This window comes from Proteinivorax tanatarense (genome assembly GCF_040267685.1).
Lineage (GTDB): Bacteria > Bacillota > Proteinivoracia > Proteinivoracales > Proteinivoracaceae > Proteinivorax > Proteinivorax tanatarense.
Genome location: NZ_CP158367.1, coordinates 2,408,658 through 2,433,671, shown reverse-complemented (window position 1 = coordinate 2,433,671; position 25,014 = coordinate 2,408,658). Strand labels below are relative to the sequence as shown.

The following is a 25,014-nucleotide window of genomic DNA, read 5'->3' as shown; positions in this document are numbered from 1 at the left end:
GTGGTACTTTGGAAAGGGTGCTTAACGCCCTTTTTGTTTTTTAGGGAATTTTTAACAGAATTTGCTGGGGTTATTACCAAGTTTAAAGGAGGAAAGAGATATATTATGTCAACAAATTTAGTGAAAAGATATCCAGAACCAACTGTAAGTGCAGTAGTTTTTAATCCTGATAACAAAGTATTGCTTTGTAAATCTCACAAATGGGATGATAAATACGTGATTCCAGGAGGGCACATAGATTTAGGTGAAAAAATGGAAGAGGCTTTAAAAAGAGAGGTGTTAGAGGAAACAGGCTTAGAAATTAATGATATCCAATTAATTAGTGTTAAGGAAAGTGTTTTTGAAAAGGGATTTTATAAAGATAAGCATTTTATATTTATTGATTATGTATGTAAAACCGACTTTGGTGATGTAATTTTAAACGATGAAGCTCAAGAGTATAAGTGGGTGGATTTGAAGGATATAGATAAATATAACTTAGGTGGCTCTGTGGAGAAGTTATTAAAAGAATTGAAAAGCAAAAGCAAATCAAAATACAAAAAAGAAATATTTTATGGGTACTAAAAAGTAGATTATATAGATTAAAAGGAAAAAAATAAGAATTAATCTGGAAAATGTAATGGAGTGACAAAAAAGGAAATATAATAATAACAAAGCTTATATTTTTAAGTGTTAAAAAAGGTGCTTACATAGCAGTCAATTAATTAAAGAAGGATTTTGCGATTGTTTTAGGGAAGGGTGGTTAAATGAAAATAAGCAAATTTTCTGAGAAGCATGATGTACCTAAATCAACTATCCGTTTTTATATTAAACTAGGACTTCTGATACCTAATAAACATAACTCTCAATATATATTTGATGAACAATGTGATAAAACAATCTACTTAATCAATAAAATGAAGAAGTTTAACTTTAACTTAGAAGAAATTCAAGAATTTCTGTCTTTTAATATCTTAAGCGCTTCTGAAGATGAAGAATACCTTGATTATATGTTGAAACTATATAAAAAGAAAAAGGTTCAGCTGTTAATTAACAAAAAAGAAATAGATGAGATATTAGAGGTTATGGATAGTGAAATTTATAAAATTTCTAAACGTGTTAATAAAAAAAGCGTGTTAGGCATCCCACTACACTTCTTAAATCTATTAGCATGCCCCTGGTGTAATAATGATATCATTATTGATAGTGATAATGTGAGAAATAACTCTGTTTTAGATGGAAAGGGGTGTTGTAGTAATTGCAATTACAGTTTTATAATACAAGAGGGAATAATAATTACTAGCATGAAGTTTAAAGATGAAAAATATATGGATTTTGATCAATTAAAGCGCAGGTACATAAATAATACTGACAAAGAACTTATTCATAATGTCTATTTAGCGGCCAGTTGGGTTGGTAAAAAAGTATTAGAGACAAATTTATCCAATAAGATCATTATGAAAAACACTACAGGTTTAGGTGCTTTTTTAAGTAGGTTGAGCGAAAATCTTCCTGAAGACTCATGCTTTATTTCTGTAGACAACAATCTGGACTCTTTAAAGTATGCTAAAAAAATAGTAGAAAAGAAAAAACATAGACCAGATATCATTTTTATTTGTTCAAACTATCCCGACATACCACTTCAAAATTATTGCGTTGATATTATAATAGATAAAGTAAATGGTTCTTTTTATGATAGCCAAAAGACTGAAAAAGTAATGAAGAATATATCGTTTTTAAACAAAATGCTAAAAAAAGATGGATTATGGGTAGGTACCTACGTTTATTTTAATTTATATGACTTTCCTAAGTTATTGGATGAAAAGTATCAAAAGTATTATTCTAAAGTCTGGATAAAAGAATTGTTTAATAAGTACTTTAATCAGGAGGACTCGCTAATCCATGAGCCAATTACCTTAGAGGTGGGTGAATACGGCTCATTTTTAGAAAGAGGTAATAATGTCAATCAATGGACATATTTAGGAAGGAAAAAATAATTTTTTGGAACTTAAAGATAACTTTAAGTTCTTTTTTTTATGCTTTATATAGGAGCTAATTTACAGAAAAATTAAACATTGGTTTAGGTTTTGATTTAATCGGCTTAGAAATTTTTATATATGGCTATTGACTTAAAGTAACCTTTATACAGTATATTTTGGTTAAATCCGTTTTGAGGGTTGAAAATCAAAGGAGGGAAAAAAATGAGCTTCCAAGATGTAGCGAATAGTACTTTGCTGTATCTACTTGTTATTTTTGGACTGTTATATATTATAGCTTTTGCATCTGTGTTTTTGATACAGAGCTACAAGAGGTGTTTAGAACTAGGGATAGACAAAAAAACAATTTATAAGGTTATAAAGTCAACCTTGATTTTTACCATAGTTCCCAGTATAGCAATTGTAATAGGTTTTTATTCGTTGGCCACTGTGTTTGGTATTCCTTGGCCATGGTGGAGATTATCGGTGTTAGGCTCAGTTGCATATGAACTAATGGCTGCAGATATGGCAGCTAAAGGGATGGGGTATAACAGCATTGCTTTAATGGCTGAGGCAAATGATCCTCAAGTGTTTGGAGCTGTTATGTTTGTAATGTCTATAGGAATTTTAGGGGGATTTCTGGTCCTGTTACCATTTGCTAAAAAAATGACAACAGGTTTGATGGAGGCTAGAGAAAGGAAAGACAATACATGGGGCATTGTAATGACTTCATGTTTTATGTTGACCCTTATAGCTGTATTTTTTCCTTTAATGATTTTTGATAATCCAGTTAGCGCAGCTACATTGTTTACCAGTGCTTTTATAGCATTTAGCTTAGGATATATTGCTAAAAGGTTTAGATTGTTGTGGTTAAACGACTTTATATTAGCTCTAACGCTTATATTAGCAATGGTTGCTTCTGTTGGTTGGTCTAATTTGCTTTTGTAGAAGGAGGTGATTTTTGTGGAGAAGAGTAATGAGTCATATCTAAGGTGGGTTCATAGGTTTGGGAGAACTGGAACGACTATACTGATAATTTACATACTAATGATTCCAACAATTATATGCGCTATATATGATATTTTTCCTCCTATTTCTTCAGTGATACTCGGTGGTATTGGTGTTTTTGCTTTGTTTATACCCATAGGAATAGCTGAGGTGTTAAGCTATACCCCTTTATTGGGTTCCTCATGTTACTTAACTTTTACTACCGGTAATGTCCTAAACTTAAAGCTTCCCTGTGTAATAAACGCCATGAAAATAGCTAATGTTGAGCCTAATACACCTGAAGGAGATGCTATTTCTACAGTTGCTGTAGCCTTATCATCTATTCTAACTATATTAATAATAGCACTTGGAGTTATTTTATTAGTTCCACTACAGCCATTGTTGCAAACTGACTCAGTGCAGCAGGCCACTACTTACATGCTACCTGCACTGTTTGGAGGTTTGTTCTTAGGTTTTTTGGGTAAAGGTGAAGGAGAGTATATAGTGAAGCGTAAATCTACTGCCATTATCTTGCCGGTGTTATTAGTTTCCTTAGCTGCAAAACTTGGTATTTTAAAAAGTGGTCTTGAAGGAGTTGCCATAATTGTGATGCTTCCTATAACTTTGTTGAGTGCAAGGATACTATGGAAAAAAGGCGTAATAGAAGTTGAAAAAAGAAGGTAAATACAAAGGAGGATTCAAATGTTAACACTTTTAACAGTTACCATCCTTGTGATATTGCTGATTATTTTAATACAAACACTTACTTTTAAAAAAAAGGGAACTGTGAAATGTGCCCCTAAAAGCATTAATATAAATACAGAAAGAGCATTACAAAGGTTTTCAGAAATGGTAAAGTGTCGAACAATTTCCTATAGCGATAAAAAAAGGATTGATTATAATGAGTTTAAAAAACTACACTATATAATTGAGAAAAATTATCCCAATATCCAAAAAAAATTAAAGAAGGAAACGATTGACCATTCAGTTATATATAAATGGCAAGGTCAAGATAGAACATTAAAGCCAGCACTGTTGATTGCCCATTTGGACGTAGTACCAGTAGAAGGTGGGACAGAAAAAGATTGGTGTCATGAGCCTTTTAGTGGGGAAATTGCAGATGGATTTATATGGGGTAGGGGTACTCTAGATATGAAAGTACAGCTATTTGCTATTTTAGAGGTAGTGGAGAACTTATTGTCTCAGAATTTTGCTCCTAAAAGAGATATTTATTTGGCATTTGGTCAGGATGAAGAAGTCGGAGGGTTAGATGGAGCTGCTAAAATAGCTGAACTTTTTAAAGATAGAGGATTAGAATTTGAATATGTTCTAGATGAGGGTGGATGTGTTACCGAAGATATACTAAAAGAAGTAGCTACACCAGTTGCAGTGGTTGGTGTAGCAGAAAAAGGATATGCTGATGTAGAAATATCCTGTCAGGATTCTGGCGGGCACTCATCTATGCCACCACAAAATACAGCTGTTGGAGTGCTGTGTAAAAGCATAGTGAAACTAGAACAAAAGCAATTAAAAACTAAAATAACAAGTCCTGTAAAAGAAATGCTTGAAAATATAGGACCAGAAATGAGCTTTACTAACAAAGTTATTATAGCGAATATGTGGCTTTTTAAACCTTTATTTAAATCAGTGTTTTCTAAATCAAAAACAGGAAACGCTCTATTAAGGACAACTACAGCATCAACTGTTATACAAGGTAGTGATGCTTCTAACGTTTTGCCTCAACATGCAAAAGCTATAATTAATTTTAGAATTTTGCCGGGAGAAACATCAGAGGATGTAGTAAAACATGTTATAAACACTATAAATGACAACAGAGTATCTGTTAGACTGATAAAAAAATGGGAACCATCAGAAATTACAACAAGTCCATCAAACGATACCTTTGAAAAAATTAAGCTAACTATACAGAAAGTATTTCCCGAAGCTATAGTGACGCCTTATTTAGTTATTGGTGGAACAGACGGAAAAAAATATGAAATGATAAGTGATAATGTTTATAGATTTACTCCTATAAAAGTAGAAGCATCAGAAATCAATAGGATGCATAATACTAATGAGAGAGTGTCTGTTGAAAATGTAAAGAGGAGTTTACGGTTCTTTAATGAACTTGTACAAAACTCTTAACTTCAAGGTTATGTAGTAAAACAATATCGCCAAGTTATTTATTGGCGATATTGTTTTTAAGTAATACACAAATATCAAAAAGTAGTTGTAACCTATATCATTAAATGATATATTATAAATAAAGATATATCATTTAATGATATAGTAAGGGGGAATTTAGTTGGCTAGAACGGACTCAATTAATATGGGTGAATTAACAGATACAATATATTATATACTATTAAGTCTTTTGGAGGAAAAACATGGGTATTTAATTATGCAAAATGTTAATGACATGACCAATGGAAAGTTTACAATAGGGCCCGGTTCTTTATATACCTCATTAAAGAAATTATTGAAAGCAGAACTTATTGAAATGACTAAAGAGCAAAAAGATAATAAGAAAATATACAAAATAACAGACAAGGGGCTACGAATGTTAAAAAATGAAGTTAGAAGAAAGAAGAATATGGTATGCCAGGCAGAAATTAAACTAAAAGAGAAAGGAGAGAAGTTATGAAAGAAAAAAAATACGTTTTAATCGGTGGTTATGCTTTTTTAGAAAAGAATGACATGAAAAAGCTAAAAAATCTAGCCAAACAGGGTTGGTTAATTGATGGGGTAGTTTTGCCAATACTATGCTACCGCTTTAAAAAAGGGGAGCCTAAGAATTTAGATTTTGCAGTTGATTATCAAAAAAATGTAGGTGAAGATTATTTCTCCTTATTTAAATCAGCAGGTTGGAAGCATGAACTGACTTTAGGAGATGAATTACATCTTTTTTCGGCTCCAGAAGGTATAAAACCAATTTACACAGATAATACTTCAAAATTTGATAATCTAGAAACAATTGCAGGAAAGTTCAAAGTAAGCAGTATTTACTCGTTAATTATATTTACATCACTCATAATAATCAGTAGGTTTTTGCAGGAAATAAATATTATTTACTATATACTTATTACTATTAGCTTTGTCGCTGTAATCTTTACCAGTTTGCCTTATTTAGGCTATAAGTACAAGCTTAAAAAAATGAGAAAGAATTAAGTAGTTGTTTTTAAAATGTGGGTTTTCATTTCCTAAAATAGACTTTATAATATATTTCATAGGTAAGGAAAGAAATATTTTGTTAAGGAGGTAAGTTATGGATTATAAGCGACCGAAGGAAAAGATTCATCCTAAGGCCATAAAAGCGTGGAGAGTTGGGGGTTGCATTTATTTTGCATTTTATATTTTTATTATTATTGGATTTATAGTATCTTCACGCTTATGGGGGCCGTTTCCAAATTTTATTTTATGGATACTAATGTCTTTAGCAATAGTACTAGGGCTGTTAAACATTTTTATTATTCCCTCTATACGAAAACGTTACTGGTGTTATGAAATAAAAGAATATGAAGTGGATATTCAATATGGTATACTGGTGGTAAAACGAAGTCTGATACCAATGGCTAAAATACAACATGTAGATACAGAGCAGGGACCGATTTTACGATATTTTCAGCTTGCAACTCTATCAATTTCAACGGCAGGCACCAATCATAAAATACCTGCACTAAAAATGGAAAAAGCTTTGGAGTTAAGAAAACAGATTTCTACCTTAGCGAGGATAAACGATGAAGAAATTTAAGCCAGAGAGATCTCATCCAATCATCATATTGACAGGATTTCTAGCTAGCATAAAAGAGTTTATATTTCCCATAATATTTGTTTTTATTTTACAAGTCCGATCCACATCACTCTTTTTTGAAAATAATTTTTTTCGTTATTTTATTTTAGGCTCACTGTTAATTAGTATATTAAATAGTGTTTTGCAATGGTACTTTTTAAAATACTCTTACTCTGATGGGGTGCTTCATGTTAAGTCAGGTGTTTTTGTAAAAAAAGACCGATATATAAAAAAAGAACGAGTACAGACTATTAACACTAAAGCAGGGATTTTGTGGAGAATTCTTGACCTGGTAACTATGCAAATTGAAACTGCGGGAGCAGGACTAGAGCCTGAGGTTCATATAAAAGCTATAGATAGAAATAAAGCAGAGTATATTAGTAAAGCTTTAGAAGATGAAAAGAGTGTAGAAGACATTGATGCTACCGCTTCTGTTTCAGAGTCAACAAGGAATGTTTGGGAAATAAACTATAAACGTCTAATTTTAGCGGGTATGACTTCTAGTGGCTTAGGAATAATTTTCTCTTTTTTAGCTGTAATAGTAGGAAATGGTATGGCAATTGTACCAGGTGAATTTTTTAGCTCCGCCTTTAGAATCTTTCAAAACACTCAGTTAATGTTTATTGTTATGCTTGTATTTTTGATATTTTTATTATCTTGGCTTATTTCTATAGTTCGGTTCGTCATGTCCTATGGAGGTTTTACTATAGTTAAAGATGAAGCGGAAATTAAAATCACTAGAGGGCTTATTGAGAAAAAAGAGCTAAGTTTAAAAGTGCATAGAATTCAAGCTATAAGAATAGTAGAAGGGCTATTACGGCAACCTTTTGGTTACGCAATTGTAGAAGTGGAGGTAGCCGGCGGTGCTTCTGAGGACAGCGGATTTAAAACAATATTAAATCCAATGATTAAAAAAAGTGAAATAGAAGATTTTATAAGCTTTGTTTCACCTGACAGAGCATATTGTCAAGATTTTAAAAATCTACCTCAAAAAGCCTTAAGGCGTTATATTACTAGGTCTACTGTCCCATTACTTCCCTTACTTGTGATATTCTACTTGGTATCTAACCCTTTTGTATGGGCAGGTCTGTTGATACTCCCTATTTCTTGGTTTTTAGGATATCTGAGGTATAAAGATGGTAGCTATGTCATTTTAGATCAAAATATTATTTTTCGTTATCGCATTATTGCTAGGACCACAGTTTTAATGAAAAAAAGCCAAATTCAATCAATAGAACTCAAAACGAATTTTATTCAGAAAGCTAAAAACCTTACCACCATAAGTTCTACTGTATTAACAGCAATGCTAAGTGCCACATTTACAGTAAAAGACATTAGCAGGGAGTCAGGAGAAGAACTATGGGCTTGGTTTACTAGAGAGTAAAAGGATAAAAAAAGGCAACCTTAGGAAATAACTTTTTCCACAAAGGATGCCTTTTATATTTACTTGGGCGCTAGAACAGGATAGTTGCTTAAAACTATTGAGACAAATTATCTCTTACAATTTCGTGTACTGAGTTATGCATCAGCATGGTAATGTGTAGATTGTAAAATCCCCCTACATTATTCCAACCATCGATTCTTGATCTTCTATATGGCACCACTTCATCAAGGTAAGTGTAGATTGAAGTGTAATGAATGTTTCCAGGTGTTAAAAGATCGTTATTTAAATAGTTTAGGAAAATACTTCTGGGAATCATCTCCCGCCCTCCAGCAGACCAACTTGCTAAATAAGCTTGAGGAGTTCCATAGTGAGGTGTACCTATGGTAATTAATGAACCAACTTTATCAACTCCACCCAGTTGGTTGACGTAATAACGAGAACTTAACCCTCCCATACTGTGAGCAACAATGTCTACCTGTTTACTTCCTGTTTCTGATAGGATATCGTTTATAAATTTACTTAGTTCGTGGGCGTTGTTTACATTACTCCCTGTAATACTAGAAAATTGAATTACATAAAGATTATCTTTGGGCCACCCTTGCTCAATTAAATAATTTTTTAGCGAGCTAAAATTAGATTTTCCAAAGATATCCGAAGTGGAATCAAAATATCCATGCACAAAAACCACTGGGTTTTTAGAACTAGCCTGTGCATAGGAAGGAATAATAGCAAAAATAATGCAAATAATTAAAACTGGTAATAATGCTTTAAAATAAATTTTTTTCATACTGATCTCTCCTTTTAATAGGTAATTGGCTCTAAACTAACCCTCCCCTCTATCTTAATATTGTGGAGAAAAAACTTAAAGAATATTTAGACAAAAGAAAAGCAAAATCCTTCCTAAAATAGATTTTTTTTATAATATTGCGAAGTAGAATCAATATGATATATAAAAAGGAGGAGTTTTCACTTATGTCTCGAAATATTCAATTAAATATAAATTTTCGTGTAAGAAGGTAGACCTCTAGCAAAAAGGTGGTGAATTTTTATTGAATTTAGTAAGGTTTCCTAAGTTGTTTTTAAAAGAGTTTTTTGAACAAATTAAAAAAGACCCAATTCAGGACTGGGCAGCAACTCTAGCGTTTTACTTTATGCTATCTATATTTCCTTTTTTGATTTTTATCTTGGCTCTTTTTTCTTATTTGCCTATTAACATAGAACAGATTCATCACTTTGTATATGAGTTTGCACCATCTGATTTAGCCCAGGTGTTTATAGATACAATTTTAGAAGTGGTAGCAAAACCTAAAGGTGGTTTGTTATCATTCGGAATTTTAGCTTCAGTTTGGACTGCTTCCAATGGGATAAATGCTTTAATGAGAGCGCTAAATAAAGTACACAATGTTGATGAAACCAGATCCTTTGTAAAATTAAAGTTAATTTCTATTTTTATGACTTTAGGCATGGTAGTAACGTTTTTTGTAATTTTATTAATCCCAATATTTGGAGAAGCTATATTAGTTTTTTTAGGACGTATTTTTTATTTCTCCACTGAAACAATAACTTTTATAAACTTTTTAGGCTGGATAATTTCAGCAGCAATAATGATAACAGCCTTAATGTTAACTTATTATATAGCACCAAACAAAAAGCTGATTTTTGGTCATGTTGTTTTCGGCGCTATAACAGCAACTTTAGGATGGCTGTTAATTTCGTATTGCTTTTCTATTTATGTTGCAAACTTTAATAATTTCTCAGCTACATACGGAACTTTAGGAGGAGTTATTATATTGATGTTTTGGTTCTATTTAAGTGGATTTATTTTAATAATAGGTGGAGAAGTCAACGCTACCTTATATAATATGAGGGAGCTTAAAAAAAATAAGTAATAGAGTGTCTGCGCTAACCACTTTAAGAAGGACACTAAGCAGAGCAGATTTGATAGAGATAAAAGAAAATATAAACCAAAAACTAATCTTCTGTTTAATACTCAACAGAAGATTAGTTTTTGGATAATAAAGCTACTAACAATTTATAGAAATAGAAAAGGAGCTTAAAATATGATACCATTTAATAGAGAGTCTAAATAGGGGGGCTAAAATGCAAGAAATAATTTTGATTTTAATATTACAGCTAATTTATGTGCCTATATTTACACTTCGAACTATTTTCCTTGTTAAAAATGTCACTATCATGGCATCATTTTTGGGATTTTTAGAGGCGCTTGTGTATGTATTTGGTTTGTCGCTGGTGTTTAGTGGAGATACTGGAACAGTTGCATTAATTGTTTATGCATTGGGTTTTGGTGTTGGTATGTTGATTGGCAGTGCTATAGAAAACAAACTTGCTATTGGATACAATAACCTTATGGTTAACTTGATGGATAAAAACACAGAATTAATTACCCACTTAAGAAATGAAGGTTTTGGAGTTACCGTATACGAAGGAGAGGGAAGAGACAGCAAACGTTACAGGTTGGATATTTTAACAAAAAGAAGTAGGGAAGAAGAACTGTTTCATATTATAGAAAAATTTGAACCAAGAGCTTTTATAATTTCCTACGAAGCAAGAAGGTTTAAAGGTGGATTTTTAGTGAAATCAATGAAGAAAAAGATTAATAAGAAAACAAAATCTAAATAAATAGGAAGTTTAAAGACGATAAAAAGCATCTTTGAATGGTATAATACTTAAAATAATACTAATTCGAAGATGCTTTTTAGTGCAAATTAACGGTGCATTAATGTAAATGAGTTAATAATTAACGAGGAGAAGAAGGTTACAGTGAATTTTAAGTAAAGAATGTTATAAACTAAGATGTTTTTACACTAAATGAAGGTAGGGATGCGGTTTGAACTCTAGTTATAAATGTCTTAAGGAACGATTAGCAGAAATAATTTTTGGCACAGAAACTAAGGCTGGAAAAATTTTTGATGTTATTTTAGTAATTGTTATTTTAAGCAATAGTTTTTTAGTGGTTATTGAAAGTGTAGATAGTATCCGGCATGAATATGAGTTGATTTTAATAACATTGGGTTGGTTTTTTATAGCTATTTTTACAATTGAATACTTATTAAGGGTGTGGGTAGTTGATAACAAACAATCCTATATTTTAAGCTTTTATGGCATTATTGACTTATTGGCAATACTACCGGTATATCTGGGATTATTTATACCACAGCTGCGATTTTTAGTTGTTATCAGGATACTGAGGTTGCTAAGGTTGTTTAGCATCCTAAAAATGGGAAGATATATAAGTGAGTCAAGTCATCTGTTGCTAGCCCTTAAAGCAAGTAGGCCTAAAATAACTGTTTTTCTGTTAACAATATCATTTATTATTCTTATAATGGGATCTTTGATGTACATAATCGAAGGACCAGAAAATGGATTTGTTAGCATTCCTGAGTCAATGTATTGGGCAGTGGTAACTGTGTCCACTGTAGGATATGGTGATATTTCCCCTCAAACTCCAATTGGTAAGTTATTTTCTGGATTATTAATGATAGTCGGCTATGGAATTATAGCGGTACCAACAGGAATTATATCCCATGAATTAGCACAAACTTCAAAAAGAAATACAAAAATTTGTAATAGTTGTCATGGAAGAACTTACTATGAAGATGATAAATTTTGTTCAAAATGTGGCAAAATGCTTAACCATTAGAGCATTAAAAGGGATTTTACGGTAAATGTCTAATTATGATATATAAAGTATTATAAAGTATTAGAGAGGGAGAAGGTGCTATGAAATCAGAGGGATTTAATTCACATAGTAAACATATAGTATTAAAGCACGCTATCAAACATAAAAACGTTTCCTTGACATGTAAGTTGTTTGGAATTTCCAGAACGACTTTTTATAACTGGTATAGGGCTTATCAAAAAAATGGAATAGCGGGGTTACAATCAAAGGAACCTCAAAAACCACAAATGCCCAATAAAGTCAGCTCAAGTGTAGAAAGGGAAATATTAGATTATGTGGCTAAATATCCCCTAGATGGTCCCAAGCGTATTTACTATGAATTCAAATCTGAAGGATTAGATTTGGGAGAATCAGGAATATATAACGTTTTGAAGCGTCATAACTTATCTCAAAAAAGACAGCGATTAGAGTATTCTAAAAATAAGACTTATCCTATTAGCGTGAAGAAAAAAAAGAGACAAGCTATTCCTTTTGGGGATCAAGCTAAAAGCGTAAACTACCCAGGTCAATGCGTAATACAGAGGATCGATTTTATCGGTAAGTTTGATGGAGTGGGAAAAATATATCAATACAGCATCTATGATGTTTATTCTAGGTTAGGAGTTGTTAAGCTTTATAATAAAAAGCAGGACATAGATGTTTGGTACTTTTTCGAGCATAAAATAATGTATTTGCTTAAAACTTTTAACATAAGCATAGATTATTTATTAACTTATAAAACTAAAGAGTTTTTACCTTACTTTGTAAAAGGGAACATGCTAATAGAAGTAACTGATGATTTAAACATTAATCATAGGTTTGTTGAGTATGAAGAAAATAGTGTTTTAGATGAGATGACAGACTTTAATCGTTTTTTAGTCAAAGATTTTTATAGCTATGTCGAAAATAAAAACAGCGTTAACTCGTTTTCAAAAGTTGAAAGGGAATTTCAAAAGTTTTTAAGAAATTATAACTTTTTAACACCCATATCAAAAGGGGTAAACTCTGGGAAAACACCAATAGAGGTGGTTCTTGAACAGTCCAATAATAAAGGTTTAAATTATGAGGAGTTGCCAATTTGGATTTTAGCTTTACTTAATCAAAAGAAGCGAGTTGATGTAAAATGAGGGACTTGAAATCTAGGATTGCTATAGTAGGTGGTGGTTTTTCGGGACTTTATATGGCTCTAGAGTTACAAAAAAAAGGGTATAATAATGTTACTGTTTTTGAAAAAGAGGATAGATTGGGGGGAAAGTTACACACCATTTGGCATAAAGGAAAATCTTATGAGTTAGGTGCTCTTTTTGGCCTGCCAGTGCAAAAAAACTTGCGAGCATTAATGAAAGAACTAAATATAAAGCCTGATGGACCAAGTTTGTCAAGGGTCAGCTATGATGCTAAGGGTAATAAGATTTTGCAGATTCCTAAAGATAAGTTAGATGTATTTTTAGAAGAGATAGACCGTTTGCCGGAAGTGTTAGAGGGATACAAATCTCTTAGAGATGACAATATTTCTTACGTTGAAGAACAATTGACCTTACCTTTTGCAAAGTGGTGTGATTTTCACAAACTAGAGGTGTTAAAGAAGATTTACATGCATCATTTTTCCAGTTATGGGTTAGGTCATATTAACGAAATACCAGCTGTATATGTTTTAAGGTTGTTAAATTTTGAAACGGTAATGGCTTTTTTAGAAGTTCCTGAGTTATTTACTTGGAAATCAGGAGTTTCTTCTATAATTAGTGGTCTAAGCAAAAAAATTAAAAACTTAAAGTTGGGTCAAGAGGTAATTAATATTCAAAGGACAAAAAATAAAACTTTACTTTTAGAGACTGAATTTGAAACCATAGAATATGACAAGGTAATTATTACTTCGCCACTAAATCAATTTATCCATATGTATTGCCATGACAGTGAGATGGTGGACTATTTAAGAAGCATTAAATATAATCTATATACCGTGTATACCTTTATTGGAGACAATCTCCCTAAAGGATGCGGTTGTATACTAGAAAATTTAGATGCCTCAAAAAAAGGACATTTAGTAATCTGGAATTCTCGCTGGGATTCAACCAATAAAGAGGAGCTTTTGACTGTGTACGCATATAACAACTACAAATACTCAAAAGCAGATACCTTAGATATTTTGAAAAAAGATATGTTAAAGCTGGGAGTTAGTAATCCCAGGTTATATCAATATAAAAGCTGGCAATGGCAGGGACCCTATGTGAAACCTAATGTTTTACAAAAAGGTTTCTATGAAAAAATGGAAAAGATGCAAGGAAGAGATAATGTGTTTTTAGCCGGTGAAATTATGAGTACTGTTTCTATGGAAAATTGTATAAAACATACAAACTATCTGGTCAAAAAATATTTTTAGAATTTTTATTTAATTATTCTTACTTTGGAGAAAACTTTACACTTTTAAACATATATAATAGTGGAAAATACTTATTTATATCGTCTATGAAAAATGAGGCTGTGTAAACCAAACTTAAAAACTAAAGTGGGAAAAACCCTGATGTGACAGGATTTTTTTATTTTTGACAAATGCTGACATAATATCTATACTTAGGTTGAGAAAATTATAACATTCACATCACTTGAGAAATGGGGGACAAAGAAGAAAAGGTTTATAATGTGGCAATTGTTGAGGTCAGAGAAAACTAAAATTATTTTAGTAGGTTAGTGGATTGTAAAGAACCTGATTAACACTGTATCGGATTAAAATCATATAAAATTATCTATAGTTACTTTGTCACATCAGGAATTATAAGCTTTACAATCGACTATCAATTATAAAATTGGGAGGGACAATTATGGTAAAAGAAAAGGTTTTAGATCTTGCTAATAAAATTAGCAGAACTAAGAGAGGCAAAAAAGATGCAATTACACCAGAGCGCCCAGAATATAAAATTTTAGAGCCAGTTGTTACAGAGGAAATGGCTGAGGTTGGTCTTTGCCTTGAGTTCAGAAAACCCCTAAGCGCAAAAGAAGTGGCTGATGCATGTGGAAAATCTGAGGAAAAAACCCATGAACTTTTGTTGGAATTAGCTGATTGTGGTGCAGCTTTTGTTAATGAAGTTGATGGTGTTGATAAGTTTTGGATTGATATATGGGTTCCAGGCCATATGGAAATGATGGCAAACCATAGAGAAAATGTAAGAAAATACCCTCAAATTGCTGAAGCTTTTGATGAGTACGGCAAAGTTAAAGGGCCCCAAGGGGCAGGGATTTTCCCAGTAGGAATTGGTCCTATGCGTGTTATTCCTATCGAAGAATCAATTCAAGGAGAAACCCGAAGAGCTTCCTATGAGGAAGTTTCGAAATATCTTAATGAAAATGATGTTTTTTCAGTTTCTGACTGTTCTTGTCGTACCTCCAGGGAAGCTATGGGCGAGGGATGCGGACATTTAAAGGAAGAAATGTGTATTCAGCTAGGTCATGCTGCTGAGTATTATATCAGAACAGGAAGAGGGCGTGAAATTACCCGAGAAGAGGCATTTGAAATTATAGATAAGGCTGAGAAAAATGGTTTGATGCATAGTATTCCGAACTTAGATGGACCTGGCAAAACTCATGCCATTTGTAATTGTTGTGGCTGTTCTTGTTTTGCACTTAGAATAGCAGGGATGTTTAACAACCCTGACATGATTCGCTCAAACTATGTATCTAAAGTGGATAAGGAAAAATGTGTTGCTTGTGGTGAATGTATAGAAAACTGTCCAACCAATGCATTGAAATTAGGACAAAAGGTTTGTACAAAAACTCCTTTAGAAGAAAAAGAACGTCCGTTACCCTACGATACCGAATGGGGTTCAGATAAATGGAATCCAGATTACAGAACCAACAAAGAGCTTGTTGTAGAGTCAGGGACTAGTCCATGTAAAACAGAATGTCCAGCACATATAGGTATACAGGGATATATCAAGCTTGCTGCCCAAGGTGAGTACTCAAAAGCTCTAGAGCTAATTAAGGAAGAAAATCCGTTTCCTGCAGTTTGCGGACGAGTATGTCCTAGAAAATGTGAATCAGAGTGTACAAGGTCAGATATCGATGACCCAGTTGCAATCGACGATATAAAGAAGTTTATTGCTGAACAAGAGTTAAAATCAGAGTATCGTTATGTGCCTAGAAAGAAAGGGGAGCACACAGAAAAAATCGCTGTAGTAGGAGCAGGGCCAGCTGGTCTTTCATGTGCTTATTATTTAGCTGTTCAAGGGTATCCCGTTACTGTTTATGAAAAAGAAGAAATATTAGGTGGGATGTTAACACTTGGTATACCCTCTTATAGACTAGGCAGAAATGTTGTAAATGCTGAAATAGATATTTTACGGGAATTAGGTGTCAAATTTAAAACAGGCGTGGAAGTTGGAAAAGATATCACCATTAAACAGCTGAGAAACCAACGCTATAAAGCGTTTTATGTAGCAATCGGTGCAAAAGCTGGTAGAAAATTAGGCTTAGAAGGTGAAAATGCTGAAGGTGTCGATACAGGAGTCGACTTTTTACGTAAAGTAAACCTAGGTAAAGAAAAAGAGATAAAAGGATCGACGGTTGTAATTGGTGGAGGTAATGTTGCCATAGATGTAGCACGAACTGCTACTAGAATCGGTGCTTCTAAGGTAGATATGTTCTGTTTAGAAAATAGAAGCGAAATGCCAGCTCTTGAAGAAGAAGTTGATGAAGCTTTATCAGAGGGAATAAATATAAATAACTCCTGGGGACCTAAAAGAATTGTAACTAAAAATGGACGAGTAACAGGAGTAGAATTTAAAAAATGTATTTCTGTTTTTGATAAACAAGGGAACTTTAATCCAAAATTTGATGATAAAGACACAAAAGTAGTTGAAGCTGACAATGTATTAATTTCGGTAGGGCAACAGATGGACTGGGGAGGCTTAACTAAAGATAGTGGGATACAGCTAAATCCTAATAACACAATTAAAGCTGATGCTACAACCTATCAAACTGATGAACCTGATGTTTTTGCTGGTGGTGATGCATTAACAGGACCTAAATTTGCCATAGATGCCATTGCACTAGGAAAAGAAGGCGCAATTTCTATCCACCGCTATGTACACCCTGGCCAAAGTTTAACCATAGGACGTGCTAAAAAAGAATATAGAGCACTAGACAAAGAAAACTTAGATCTTGCTGGTTATGATCGTTTACCTAGACAAAGGTCCCTTCATGTTGATGGAAATAAAGCAAAAGAAACCTTTGAGGATTTGCGTAGCACATTTACAGAAGAACAACTTTTAAGTGAAGCAGAACGTTGTTTAGACTGTGGAGCTACTTACGTTGATGAATTTATGTGCGTAGGATGTGGGTCTTGTGTAACTAGGTGTAAATTTGACGCTATTTCATTAGAAAGAAAATATGATGAAAATACCGTAGAATTTGAACAGGTTAAACCCAGAGTTGTCAAATACGCCTTGAAACGTAAGGTGAGAATTAAAGGTAAAGACATGAAAAACTTCTTTGGTGGAATGTTTAAAAAGGATTAAAAAGTTGGTAATGGAGGCCGACTTGTCTGCAGACATTGTCGGTCTACCATTGGCATAAAAATTAAATATTATTTTTAAGGAGGGTTTACTCTATGTTCTTTTTTGAAGCTATACCTTTGCATAACGTGGTAATGTGGTTCGCAGTATTAGGAATTCTTATAGGATTAAATGAAATCGTTCGTGCAAGTAAATGGGGAAGTATTATTATATTTATCGTAATGCCTGTTTTGCTAACTTTTGTTTGGCTTAACTCAGATAGTGAACTTTTATCATGGTTCCATTGGGTTAAGGTTTATTCAGCACTAGCTGGAAGTTTAATTTACATGGTGATAAGATATACCGATTATCATAAAAAACATAAATGGTATTTAGTTTTAGTTCCTGCAATTTTAGCTATAAATATTATCGAAGCGGCAATTAGAGAACTACAAGTTGGTATAAACGGTTTTGAAGGCATGGTTGATGGCATGTATTATATTTCCGGTGGATGGAATTATGTCAACGCGGCAGCCGGTTTGCTAAGCATGTTATTGATATGCGGATGGGTTGGTATTTATGCAACTAATGGAAATCGTAGAGATATGGTTTGGCCTGATTTAAGTATGCTTTATATAATAGCTTATGCAGTTTGGAATATATCTTATGTATATTCATGTGCTCCTGGAAATGCTTTTTATTCGGGGATAGCTCTTAATATCGCTCCCATAATTCCTGCTCTATTTTGGGCTAAAGGAACTTGGATGCAGAATAGAGCTCATACACTATCGTTTTGGATGTTATGGATAATGACTTTCCCTGCATTTTTTGCTGTGGGCAGTACTTTTAATGTAAGTGTTAGTTATAATCCTGCAGCAAACTGGGTATTGGCTATAACCTCTTTGGGACTTCATGTCGTTCTTGCTGTCTGGCAAGTTTATAGAATTGTTAAGCTTCGCCGCAATCCTGTAAAAGGAGAAGTTTGGACTGACACAAGCCAATATCAATCTCCAACTAACATAGCTGGATAGGTAAATTTTAAGCCATAAAAGGGGACGTGAGTCCCCTTTGCTATATTTAATTAAGAATGAGGTGAGTCCTTTGCATGAATTAGGAGTTGTGATAAAAGTAGTAGAGACGGTGGAACACTTTGCGGAAAAGAATAACTTACAAAAAGTAGATAAATTAGTTTTACAAATAGGGGAATTATCTTCAATGATTCCAAGGTATGTAGAGGCGTGCTATCCTGCAGCTGTTGATGGTACATCTTTAGAGGAGACAAAGCTTGATATTGAAATAATTCCAGCAAATGTAATGTGTAAAAAATGCGATAAAGTATTTAAATTTTCTGAGAAAGCCACCCGTTGTACTTATTGTGATAGTGAGAAACTTGAACTTTTAAGTGGTAAAGAATTTTTAATTAAAGAAATCATAGCGTGTTAGATATATTTCACAAGGAGAGATTAACGTGAAGAAACCTATTTCAAAACAACTGACACTTTCTGGACTGCTTATATCTGTTGGGGTGATACTACCAATGGTGTTTCATGCAGCAGGTGGAGGTGGGCCAGTTTTTTTACCTATGCATATTCCAGTGTTGCTGGCAGGCTTTTTTTTAAGCATTCCTTTTGCCTTGATGGTTGGTGCTTTAACTCCGATGCTCAGTTCTTTTATAACGGGTATGCCTCCAGCATTTCCTATGTTGCCAATAATGATTTTTGAATTGGCTACATATGCAGCTGTGGCAAGTCTTATTTATCGAAAGTATCAGCTTAATGTTTATATAGCACTTATAGTTAGTATGTTTTGTGGTAGAGTTGTAGCGGGAGTAATGGTATGGTTTTTGACAACCCTATTTACTACTCAACTACCTGGTCCGATAATTTTTATTAAAGGAGCAGTTGCCACAGGGATACCTGGTATCATTATACAACTGATATTTATTCCTGCAATTGTTTTTGCAGTAAATAAATATTTCAGTGATAATGTTCAACAAGCTTCTTAGGGGTGTTAATATGAAGTCTCAAAAAGAATTTTTTAACAGCATGGCAAGCTCATGGGACGTTAAATGTAATCATGACATGAATAAGGTGGAGTATATTCTAGATTTATTAGAAATAAAAAAAGGTGATAAAATTCTAGATGTAGGTACTGGTACCGGTGTGTTAGTGCCCATTTTATCAAAAAAAGTAGGTTTAAGCGGTAATGTTAAAGCTATAGACATAGCCGACAAAATGATAGAAGTTGCTCAAAAAAAATATAACTATGACAACGTGGAATTTGTGTGTGATGATGTTCTTAAAATTAAAGAAGATAAAAATGAGCACGACCATATTATTTGCTATTCAATGTTTCCCCACTTTCAAAACAAAGAACAAGCTGTAAAATTGCTAGCGTCTAAATTAAGTAATGGGGGAAAGTTAGTGATTTGCCATTCTCAGAGTAGAGAGGCAATAAATAATCTACATAAAAGCAAAGGAGAAGCTGTAAAAGAAGATAATCTTCCAGATTTTACAGTGATTAAACAATATTATCACAAAGCGGGATTGGATATAGTAAAAAAAATAGATACTGAACAGATGTTTGTGGTTATAGGAATCAAATAAAGGTGTAATACAAAAGAAAGGCGACCCCATGATAAAGGTCGCCTTTCTTTTGTATTCTTAAAAAATCATTTAATAGAAAAGTTTTCAAATTCATATTTGCACTTAAGTATATCTTTACAGTTTTTTAATATTTTATTTTTAAACTTTTCTTGTTCAAGGATGTCACATAATAATAATGCAGTTTTTATTGATTTTATATATTTAGGATCATTTAAATAATATTCAACAACGCCTTTACCGTAATAAAGGATATGAAGACCTGTAACATTAGTACTTTTTTTGCAACATTCGATACCTATATTTGAATACCTAAGAGCTTTTTCATATTGCTTATTTCTTTTATAGGCTGTGGATAGGTTATGGCACAATTTTGGATGTAACGAACTTTCTACTTCTACCCTTTCCATGCAAAACTCTAAAATTTCTAAGTACTTATTTGACTCATTTAAACTATTTAAAATGAAGCCAATACTCATTAAAATTCTTAATTCCATAGAGGAGTAGATAAAAATTTGATAATCTGCCAAAGTAAAGTTTTGGTTAGTTACCTTTAATGAATTAATTAACTTTTTATAAGCTTTTTCAGGTTTATTTTCTACTTTATATAAAATTATAGCATCAACAAAAAAAAATAGTTGTGTTATCAAAAGATGGTAGTAATCGGATTTTGTAGAAAATTTTATCCTTTTAAGTTGTTCCCGTTCTAAATATAGGTCTTCATACTTATTATTATTCAACTTATATTCTAGTTTAGCTTTAACTTCTTTAAATGCAGCCTGATTATCTAGCCGATAATCCAGAAATAATTTGCTTATATCTTGCTTTAATACAGTTGATAAAATTTCTAACGTATCAAGCCGAGGTATAACCATACCTTTTTCTATCTTACGAATAGTATCAATGTTAACTCCTGTTTGTTCAGATATGGCTCTTTGGGAAATTCTAAGTTCTTTTCTGATTGACTTTACTTTTTCACCAAAAAGTTTTAAGTGGTAATTCACATGAAATTCCTCCATAACATAAAATATATTTTTTTCAACCCGATTAAAATCGTATTCTATATTTTAAATAATATATTATATATTTATTAAGAATATTATTTTAAAAAAAAAGGGGGGGTAAAGTGAAAAAAAAATTTATTATATTTGCATTAGTATCGTTTTTACTTGTTTGTCAATTTTATTGTTGCTTAAGTCATAATGATGAGATTGCCGACAAAGATGAAGACTATGAATGGTTTAGCTATACGAGTAATTTATAGTATTAATTCTTTTACAATAAATAATAGTTATGGGAGTGAAAAATATGAAAGAATCAAGTTATAATTTTTTCTATGAGTTTCAAAAAGACCCAAGTAAATTGATAGCTTACAATTCTAGAACAAACTCATTGGCTTTAATTAATAAAAAGGATTACGCAGAACTAAAAAAATATGTTGAAAATGGTGTGCAAATTGAAGATGCAAAGTTATTAAAGGAACTGCAAAAAGGGGAGTTTTTGATAGAACCAGATATAAATGAACTTGAGATACTTAAATTTAAAATGTTTGCTAGTAGATATTCTTCTAAAGGACTAGGCTTGACTATTGCTCCTACCCTTGATTGTAACTTTGCTTGTACTTACTGTTATGAAAAGGGAAAAAATGAAGGCTATATGTCTAAAGAGGTACAAAATAATATTATAAAATTTATAGAAAAGCAATCAAAATTTATTGAACAATTATCCATATCATGGTATGGAGGAGAACCATTATTAGCCATGGAAGCTATTGAAAATATAACTAATAAAGTACTGGAAATTGTTAAGCGGGAAAAAATCAAGTTTTCCGCCATGATAGTGACTAACGGATATAATTTAACAAAGGATACTTTACTTAAATTAAAAAAACTAAATATTAAAGCTATGCAAGTTACTATAGATGGAACTGGTGAAACACATAACTCTAGACGTCCTTTAAAAAATGGAGGCCCAACATTTGAACGTATATTATCAAACTTGTCAGAAAATAAAAAGTATCTACCTTCTACTAATCTAAGAGTTAATATAGATAAAGAAAATATAAAAAGTTTAGAAGAAATTTTAGAGGTGATAAAGGAATATAATTTAGAAAAAACAGTAGCAACATATCCAGGATATATTGAACCAACTAATGATTGTTATTCCGTTAACAATTGTTTAGAAGTATGTGATTTTTCAAAAGTTGAGTATGAGTTTCATGAGAGACTACAAGCAGTAAATTTCGTGCCCAATATAGATTATAAGTACCCATATATTAAAACTAATGTTTGTACGGCAGATAACCTAAATTCAATGGTTATTGATCCTAAAGGTGACATTTATAAATGTTGGTCTGATGTGGGTAGGAGTGAGTATAAAATTAGTAATATTTCTGAGAACAAAATGATTAACTTGGAAAAATTTTTCCAATATATACTTTATGACCCTACTATTGATGAGGACTGTAAGGACTGTGAAGTTTTACCGTTATGTATGGGAGGGTGCCCTAGAAGAAGAGTAGATAATATAGTAGATAGATGCACTTCTTACAAGTATGTTTTAGAAGGTTATATTAAGAATATAGCTTTAAACAAATATAGAGAATTAAATAATGAAAAAGTGGAAAGGAGGTGAACTATGACATATTTAATTGAGGGAAATAGCTTAGTAGATGTACTTTGTAGTCAATTTGAATGCTCAGATTTTGAGTGTGGCTGTTTTTCTGATGCATCAAAATGTGGTGGTCAACTTTGCAATACGCGATGCAATCATTGCGAAGGTTTTTGCGGTGGTCAAGTTTGCTACCCAGCACAGGTAATGCCATTAGTAGAAGAGTAATTTTCTCGTATGTAAAATAAAACTGGGAGGTGAATTAATGACTTATTTGATAGAAGGAAATAGTATGGAAGAACTATGTACTTTTACCTGTAACGATGGGTTTGAATGCGGATGTTTTTCGGACTCATCGAGATGTGGTGGTCAACTTTGTAACGACCGCTGCACTCAGTGCGAATTCTGTGGGGGGCAAGTTTGTTATCCAGCGCAGGTAATGCCATTGGCAGAATAAATGTTAATTTAGTAGCACAGATTTTGCTTTTGCCATTATAGGAGATAGAAAATATTATTTTAATCTAGTATAAACTTAAATTTTAGAAGATAAGTGAAAGAAAGGATTTGCAAATTATTATTTTAATTGTAAGGTTAAATATTAATTTGTTACTAAAGCAAGTGTATTATTATTGAATTAGGTAATCATTAAGAAAAAATATGCCAAAAGTAAATCCTTTTGGATTTGCTTTTGGTATTTATATAAAGTTTTTATAGACCTGATTTTGGAGAACAATAGTAGAAAAGTTATAAAATTTTGGTGGTAAGGTAGCCAATTGAATTCTTTTTCTAAAAGTGCTCGAAAATATTATTTAAGCAAAATAAGCAAGTTAATTTTACAGATGAAACCGATTGGTAGAGGAAAAGGGGGGGTTATATGAAAATTATCAAATTTACCATGACATATGTTTTGAAATATAAAATTTATTTATTAATTTTTATTCTTCTTAATTTCGTTTCGAGAGCTCTGGCTATATTTTTCCCTTATTTAACTGGGAATTATATAGATATACTTATAACAGCTAATGATTTTCAGATCGTAACTAAGATTACTCTTATAATAATAACTATTGGCATATTTAATATGGTTTCATCTTTTGCTCAAAGGTATTTAAATGTAAAGATCCAAACGAAAGCGATGATTGACTTGAATTTTGATGTTTTAAATCATTTGTTAAAAATGCCCATTAGGTACTTTGAAAACAAAAATAGTGGCTATTTAAATCATCGTATTAACAATGATAGTAGTGTTGTGGTTAATTTTTTATTAGACAACCTTCTTAATATAGTTAGTAATGCTTTAACCATAATCATTCTTTTTTATATATCTTTTACTATAAATGTTAAAATGACTTTAATATTAATTCCAGTTTTTCCTCTGTACCTGTTTCTGTACTATATTTTTCGAAAACCTTTGTATAGGCGAAATTATGATTTAAAAGAAAAACAAAATATTTTTTTTTCTAAAATGAACCAACATCTGCAAAATGTAAATATAGTTAAGATAAATGCAACTTTTACAGAAGCTCACGAAGTTATTAGTAATAGTTTTAAATCTATGTTTAAATCTTTACTATCACATACTAAATTGTCTTTACTTTTCACCAATAGTAATTCATTTACAATGCTTGTAGCAAATGGACTAATTTTCTTTTTTGGGGGAAGGGAAGTAATACGTGGCAACATGAGTGTAGGAGAATTTACTATTATAAAAAGCTATTTTTCAATGATTATGGGAAGCATAAGTTATTTCTTAAACTTTGGCGAATCATACCAAAAAGCCTTAGTTTCTTACGATAGATTAAAGCAAATACTAGACGAATCTAAAGAAATAAACGGTAATAAAAAAATTTTTAACATAAGCAATATAAAATTAGAAAATGTAGCATTTTCATATAATAAATCTGAGAAAATAATAAGTAACTTTAATCAAAAATTTAAAAAAGGTAAGGTTTATTGTGTAATTGGTAGCAATGGGACTGGTAAAAGCACTTTAATTAAATTGTTATTAGGTATATACAACGATTACTATGATGGTAAAATACACTATGACACTAATGAAATTAAGAATTTAGATATGTATTATATTAGGAAAAACTTTGTAGGAGTTTGCATGCAAGAACCTAAAACAATCAATAGTAAATTGATAGAAAATTTTACATATGGTCTAGAGCAGTATAATTTTGACAATTTAAGCTTAATATTAAATAAACTGAAACTGGATCCTGCAAAATTTGATAATGGATTAGAAACAATTATAGATGAAGCTTCAAATAATATTTCTGGGGGAGAAAAGTTAAAAATTAATTTGGCTAGAAATTTTCTTAAAAGTCCAGAATTGTTAGTCTTAGATGAGCCTAGCTCTGCGCTAGATGTTGAAAGTGTTGATAAATTGAAAGATTTGATAGTAGAAACAAAGTTAAGCAGGATAACAATTATAATAAGCCATGACCACGATTTTATAAACATAGCAGATGAGGTTATAGATTTAAATAAGCATAAGAGAAATGATATATAGTATAT

The 25,014-nt window shown here is 32.0% G+C and carries 25 protein-coding genes; 23 read left to right on the top strand and 2 right to left on the bottom strand.

Going from position 1 to position 25,014, the window contains the following annotated elements; all coding sequences use genetic code 11:
- Window positions 1-105 precede the first annotated feature (105 nt).
- From PRVXT_RS11965 to PRVXT_RS11925, 9 genes are all read left to right on the top strand, one after another.
- Window positions 106-564, top strand: coding sequence for an NUDIX domain-containing protein (locus tag PRVXT_RS11965; RefSeq protein WP_350343099.1), 459 nt, complete (start codon window positions 106-108; stop codon window positions 562-564).
- Window positions 565-746: 182 nt separating this feature from the next.
- Window positions 747-1,976, top strand: coding sequence for a MerR family transcriptional regulator (locus PRVXT_RS11960; protein WP_350343098.1), 1,230 nt, complete (start codon window positions 747-749; stop codon window positions 1,974-1,976).
- 204 nt (window positions 1,977-2,180) lie between these two features.
- Window positions 2,181-2,903, top strand: a complete 723-nt coding sequence (locus PRVXT_RS11955) for a DUF5058 family protein (protein WP_350343097.1) — start codon at window positions 2,181-2,183, stop codon at window positions 2,901-2,903.
- Window positions 2,904-2,918: 15 nt separating this feature from the next.
- Complete coding sequence (locus tag PRVXT_RS11950) at window positions 2,919-3,626, top strand: hypothetical protein (protein ID WP_350343096.1); 708 nt, start codon at window positions 2,919-2,921, stop codon at window positions 3,624-3,626.
- An 18-nt stretch (window positions 3,627-3,644) separates the two neighbouring features.
- Window positions 3,645-5,087 carry a M20 family peptidase gene (locus PRVXT_RS11945; protein WP_350343095.1) on the top strand — a complete coding sequence of 481 codons (1,443 nt, stop codon included), beginning with the start codon at window positions 3,645-3,647 and terminating at the stop codon, window positions 5,085-5,087.
- Between the two features lie 160 nt (window positions 5,088-5,247).
- Window positions 5,248-5,586, top strand: coding sequence for a PadR family transcriptional regulator (locus tag PRVXT_RS11940; RefSeq protein ID WP_350343094.1), 339 nt, complete (start codon window positions 5,248-5,250; stop codon window positions 5,584-5,586).
- Window positions 5,583-6,110 carry a DUF2812 domain-containing protein gene (locus PRVXT_RS11935; RefSeq protein WP_350343093.1) on the top strand — a complete coding sequence of 176 codons (528 nt, stop codon included), beginning with the start codon at window positions 5,583-5,585 and terminating at the stop codon, window positions 6,108-6,110. The genes PRVXT_RS11940 and PRVXT_RS11935 overlap by 4 nt, the downstream gene beginning before the upstream one ends.
- Window positions 6,111-6,207: 97 nt before the next feature.
- Window positions 6,208-6,693, top strand: coding sequence for a PH domain-containing protein (locus PRVXT_RS11930; protein WP_350343092.1), 486 nt, complete (start codon window positions 6,208-6,210; stop codon window positions 6,691-6,693).
- Window positions 6,680-8,116 carry a PH domain-containing protein gene (locus tag PRVXT_RS11925; RefSeq protein ID WP_350343091.1) on the top strand — a complete coding sequence of 479 codons (1,437 nt, stop codon included), beginning with the start codon at window positions 6,680-6,682 and terminating at the stop codon, window positions 8,114-8,116. Before PRVXT_RS11930 ends, PRVXT_RS11925 begins: the two co-directional genes overlap by 14 nt.
- A 94-nt stretch (window positions 8,117-8,210) precedes the next feature.
- Here the strand turns inward: PRVXT_RS11925 and PRVXT_RS11920 are convergent, their stop codons facing one another.
- Entirely contained in the window at window positions 8,211-8,903 is a 693-nt protein-coding gene (locus tag PRVXT_RS11920) for an esterase/lipase family protein (RefSeq protein ID WP_350343090.1), read from the bottom strand.
- A gap of 262 nt (window positions 8,904-9,165) precedes the next feature.
- Between PRVXT_RS11920 and PRVXT_RS11915 the strand changes: the two genes are divergently transcribed.
- The 10 genes from PRVXT_RS11915 (at window position 9,166) to PRVXT_RS11870 (ending at window position 19,887) form a co-directional block, all read left to right on the top strand.
- Window positions 9,166-10,005, top strand: coding sequence for a YihY/virulence factor BrkB family protein (locus PRVXT_RS11915; protein ID WP_350343089.1), 840 nt, complete (start codon window positions 9,166-9,168; stop codon window positions 10,003-10,005).
- 211 nt (window positions 10,006-10,216) lie between these two features.
- The gene (locus tag PRVXT_RS11910; RefSeq protein WP_350343088.1) at window positions 10,217-10,756 is read left to right on the top strand and encodes a DUF2179 domain-containing protein; all 540 of its coding nucleotides are present in this window, start codon (window positions 10,217-10,219) and stop codon (window positions 10,754-10,756) included.
- A gap of 208 nt (window positions 10,757-10,964) precedes the next feature.
- A complete protein-coding gene (locus PRVXT_RS11905; RefSeq protein ID WP_350343087.1) occupies window positions 10,965-11,777 on the top strand; it encodes an ion transporter in 813 nt (270 codons plus the stop codon).
- 80 nt (window positions 11,778-11,857) lie between these two features.
- Window positions 11,858-12,922 (top strand): helix-turn-helix domain-containing protein, encoded by a 1,065-nt coding sequence (locus PRVXT_RS11900; RefSeq protein ID WP_350343086.1) that lies wholly within the window; start codon window positions 11,858-11,860, stop codon window positions 12,920-12,922.
- Window positions 12,919-14,175 carry an FAD-dependent oxidoreductase gene (locus tag PRVXT_RS11895; protein WP_350343085.1) on the top strand — a complete coding sequence of 419 codons (1,257 nt, stop codon included), beginning with the start codon at window positions 12,919-12,921 and terminating at the stop codon, window positions 14,173-14,175. The genes PRVXT_RS11900 and PRVXT_RS11895 overlap by 4 nt, the downstream gene beginning before the upstream one ends.
- 439 nt (window positions 14,176-14,614) lie before the next feature.
- Window positions 14,615-17,305: an FAD-dependent oxidoreductase gene (locus PRVXT_RS11890; RefSeq protein WP_350343084.1), complete on the top strand. Its 2,691-nt coding sequence runs from the start codon at window positions 14,615-14,617 to the stop codon at window positions 17,303-17,305.
- A 92-nt stretch (window positions 17,306-17,397) separates the two neighbouring features.
- Window positions 17,398-18,312 carry a DUF5692 family protein gene (locus tag PRVXT_RS11885; RefSeq protein ID WP_350343083.1) on the top strand — a complete coding sequence of 305 codons (915 nt, stop codon included), beginning with the start codon at window positions 17,398-17,400 and terminating at the stop codon, window positions 18,310-18,312.
- 70 nt (window positions 18,313-18,382) lie between these two features.
- Complete coding sequence (locus tag PRVXT_RS11880) at window positions 18,383-18,724, top strand: hydrogenase maturation nickel metallochaperone HypA (protein WP_350343082.1); 342 nt, start codon at window positions 18,383-18,385, stop codon at window positions 18,722-18,724.
- A 25-nt stretch (window positions 18,725-18,749) separates the two neighbouring features.
- The gene (locus tag PRVXT_RS11875; protein ID WP_350343081.1) at window positions 18,750-19,286 is read left to right on the top strand and encodes an ECF transporter S component; all 537 of its coding nucleotides are present in this window, start codon (window positions 18,750-18,752) and stop codon (window positions 19,284-19,286) included.
- A gap of 10 nt (window positions 19,287-19,296) precedes the next feature.
- Complete coding sequence (locus PRVXT_RS11870; RefSeq protein ID WP_350343080.1) at window positions 19,297-19,887, top strand: class I SAM-dependent methyltransferase; 591 nt, start codon at window positions 19,297-19,299, stop codon at window positions 19,885-19,887.
- Between the two features lie 65 nt (window positions 19,888-19,952).
- On the opposite strand, the gene PRVXT_RS11865 is transcribed toward PRVXT_RS11870, so the two are convergent.
- On the bottom strand, window positions 19,953-20,888 hold the full coding sequence (locus PRVXT_RS11865) for a helix-turn-helix domain-containing protein (RefSeq protein ID WP_350343079.1): 936 nt from the start codon (window positions 20,886-20,888) through the stop codon (window positions 19,953-19,955).
- A gap of 304 nt (window positions 20,889-21,192) precedes the next feature.
- Between PRVXT_RS11865 and PRVXT_RS11860 the strand changes: the two genes are divergently transcribed.
- The 4 genes from PRVXT_RS11860 to PRVXT_RS11845 all read left to right on the top strand — a co-directional run bounded on the left by PRVXT_RS11860 (window position 21,193) and on the right by PRVXT_RS11845 (window position 25,009).
- A complete protein-coding gene (locus PRVXT_RS11860) occupies window positions 21,193-22,518 on the top strand; it encodes a radical SAM/SPASM domain-containing protein (protein ID WP_350343078.1) in 1,326 nt (441 codons plus the stop codon).
- A 3-nt stretch (window positions 22,519-22,521) separates the two neighbouring features.
- Complete coding sequence (locus tag PRVXT_RS11855) at window positions 22,522-22,722, top strand: hypothetical protein (RefSeq protein ID WP_350343077.1); 201 nt, start codon at window positions 22,522-22,524, stop codon at window positions 22,720-22,722.
- A gap of 37 nt (window positions 22,723-22,759) precedes the next feature.
- Window positions 22,760-22,951 carry a hypothetical protein gene (locus tag PRVXT_RS11850; protein WP_350343076.1) on the top strand — a complete coding sequence of 64 codons (192 nt, stop codon included), beginning with the start codon at window positions 22,760-22,762 and terminating at the stop codon, window positions 22,949-22,951.
- Between the two features lie 417 nt (window positions 22,952-23,368).
- Window positions 23,369-25,009 (top strand): ABC transporter ATP-binding protein, encoded by a 1,641-nt coding sequence (locus tag PRVXT_RS11845; protein WP_350343075.1) that lies wholly within the window; start codon window positions 23,369-23,371, stop codon window positions 25,007-25,009.
- Window positions 25,010-25,014 lie beyond the last annotated feature (5 nt).

Coding starts and splice junctions, on each gene's coding strand:
- PRVXT_RS11965 (WP_350343099.1), top strand. CDS start 106: ATGTCAACAAATTTAGTGAAAAGATATCCAGAACCAACTGTAAGTGCA.
- PRVXT_RS11960 (WP_350343098.1), top strand. CDS start 747: ATGAAAATAAGCAAATTTTCTGAGAAGCATGATGTACCTAAATCAACT.
- PRVXT_RS11930 (WP_350343092.1), top strand. CDS start 6,208: ATGGATTATAAGCGACCGAAGGAAAAGATTCATCCTAAGGCCATAAAA.
- PRVXT_RS11895 (WP_350343085.1), top strand. CDS start 12,919: ATGAGGGACTTGAAATCTAGGATTGCTATAGTAGGTGGTGGTTTTTCG.
- PRVXT_RS11860 (WP_350343078.1), top strand. CDS start 21,193: ATGAAAGAATCAAGTTATAATTTTTTCTATGAGTTTCAAAAAGACCCA.
- PRVXT_RS11850 (WP_350343076.1), top strand. CDS start 22,760: ATGACTTATTTGATAGAAGGAAATAGTATGGAAGAACTATGTACTTTT.
- PRVXT_RS11890 (WP_350343084.1), top strand. CDS start 14,615: ATGGTAAAAGAAAAGGTTTTAGATCTTGCTAATAAAATTAGCAGAACT.
- PRVXT_RS11870 (WP_350343080.1), top strand. CDS start 19,297: ATGAAGTCTCAAAAAGAATTTTTTAACAGCATGGCAAGCTCATGGGAC.
- PRVXT_RS11855 (WP_350343077.1), top strand. CDS start 22,522: ATGACATATTTAATTGAGGGAAATAGCTTAGTAGATGTACTTTGTAGT.
- PRVXT_RS11925 (WP_350343091.1), top strand. CDS start 6,680: ATGAAGAAATTTAAGCCAGAGAGATCTCATCCAATCATCATATTGACA.
- PRVXT_RS11845 (WP_350343075.1), top strand. CDS start 23,369: ATGAAAATTATCAAATTTACCATGACATATGTTTTGAAATATAAAATT.
- PRVXT_RS11955 (WP_350343097.1), top strand. CDS start 2,181: ATGAGCTTCCAAGATGTAGCGAATAGTACTTTGCTGTATCTACTTGTT.
- PRVXT_RS11900 (WP_350343086.1), top strand. CDS start 11,858: ATGAAATCAGAGGGATTTAATTCACATAGTAAACATATAGTATTAAAG.
- PRVXT_RS11920 (WP_350343090.1), bottom strand. CDS start 8,903: ATGAAAAAAATTTATTTTAAAGCATTATTACCAGTTTTAATTATTTGC.
- PRVXT_RS11945 (WP_350343095.1), top strand. CDS start 3,645: ATGTTAACACTTTTAACAGTTACCATCCTTGTGATATTGCTGATTATT.
- PRVXT_RS11910 (WP_350343088.1), top strand. CDS start 10,217: ATGCAAGAAATAATTTTGATTTTAATATTACAGCTAATTTATGTGCCT.
- PRVXT_RS11885 (WP_350343083.1), top strand. CDS start 17,398: ATGTTCTTTTTTGAAGCTATACCTTTGCATAACGTGGTAATGTGGTTC.
- PRVXT_RS11935 (WP_350343093.1), top strand. CDS start 5,583: ATGAAAGAAAAAAAATACGTTTTAATCGGTGGTTATGCTTTTTTAGAA.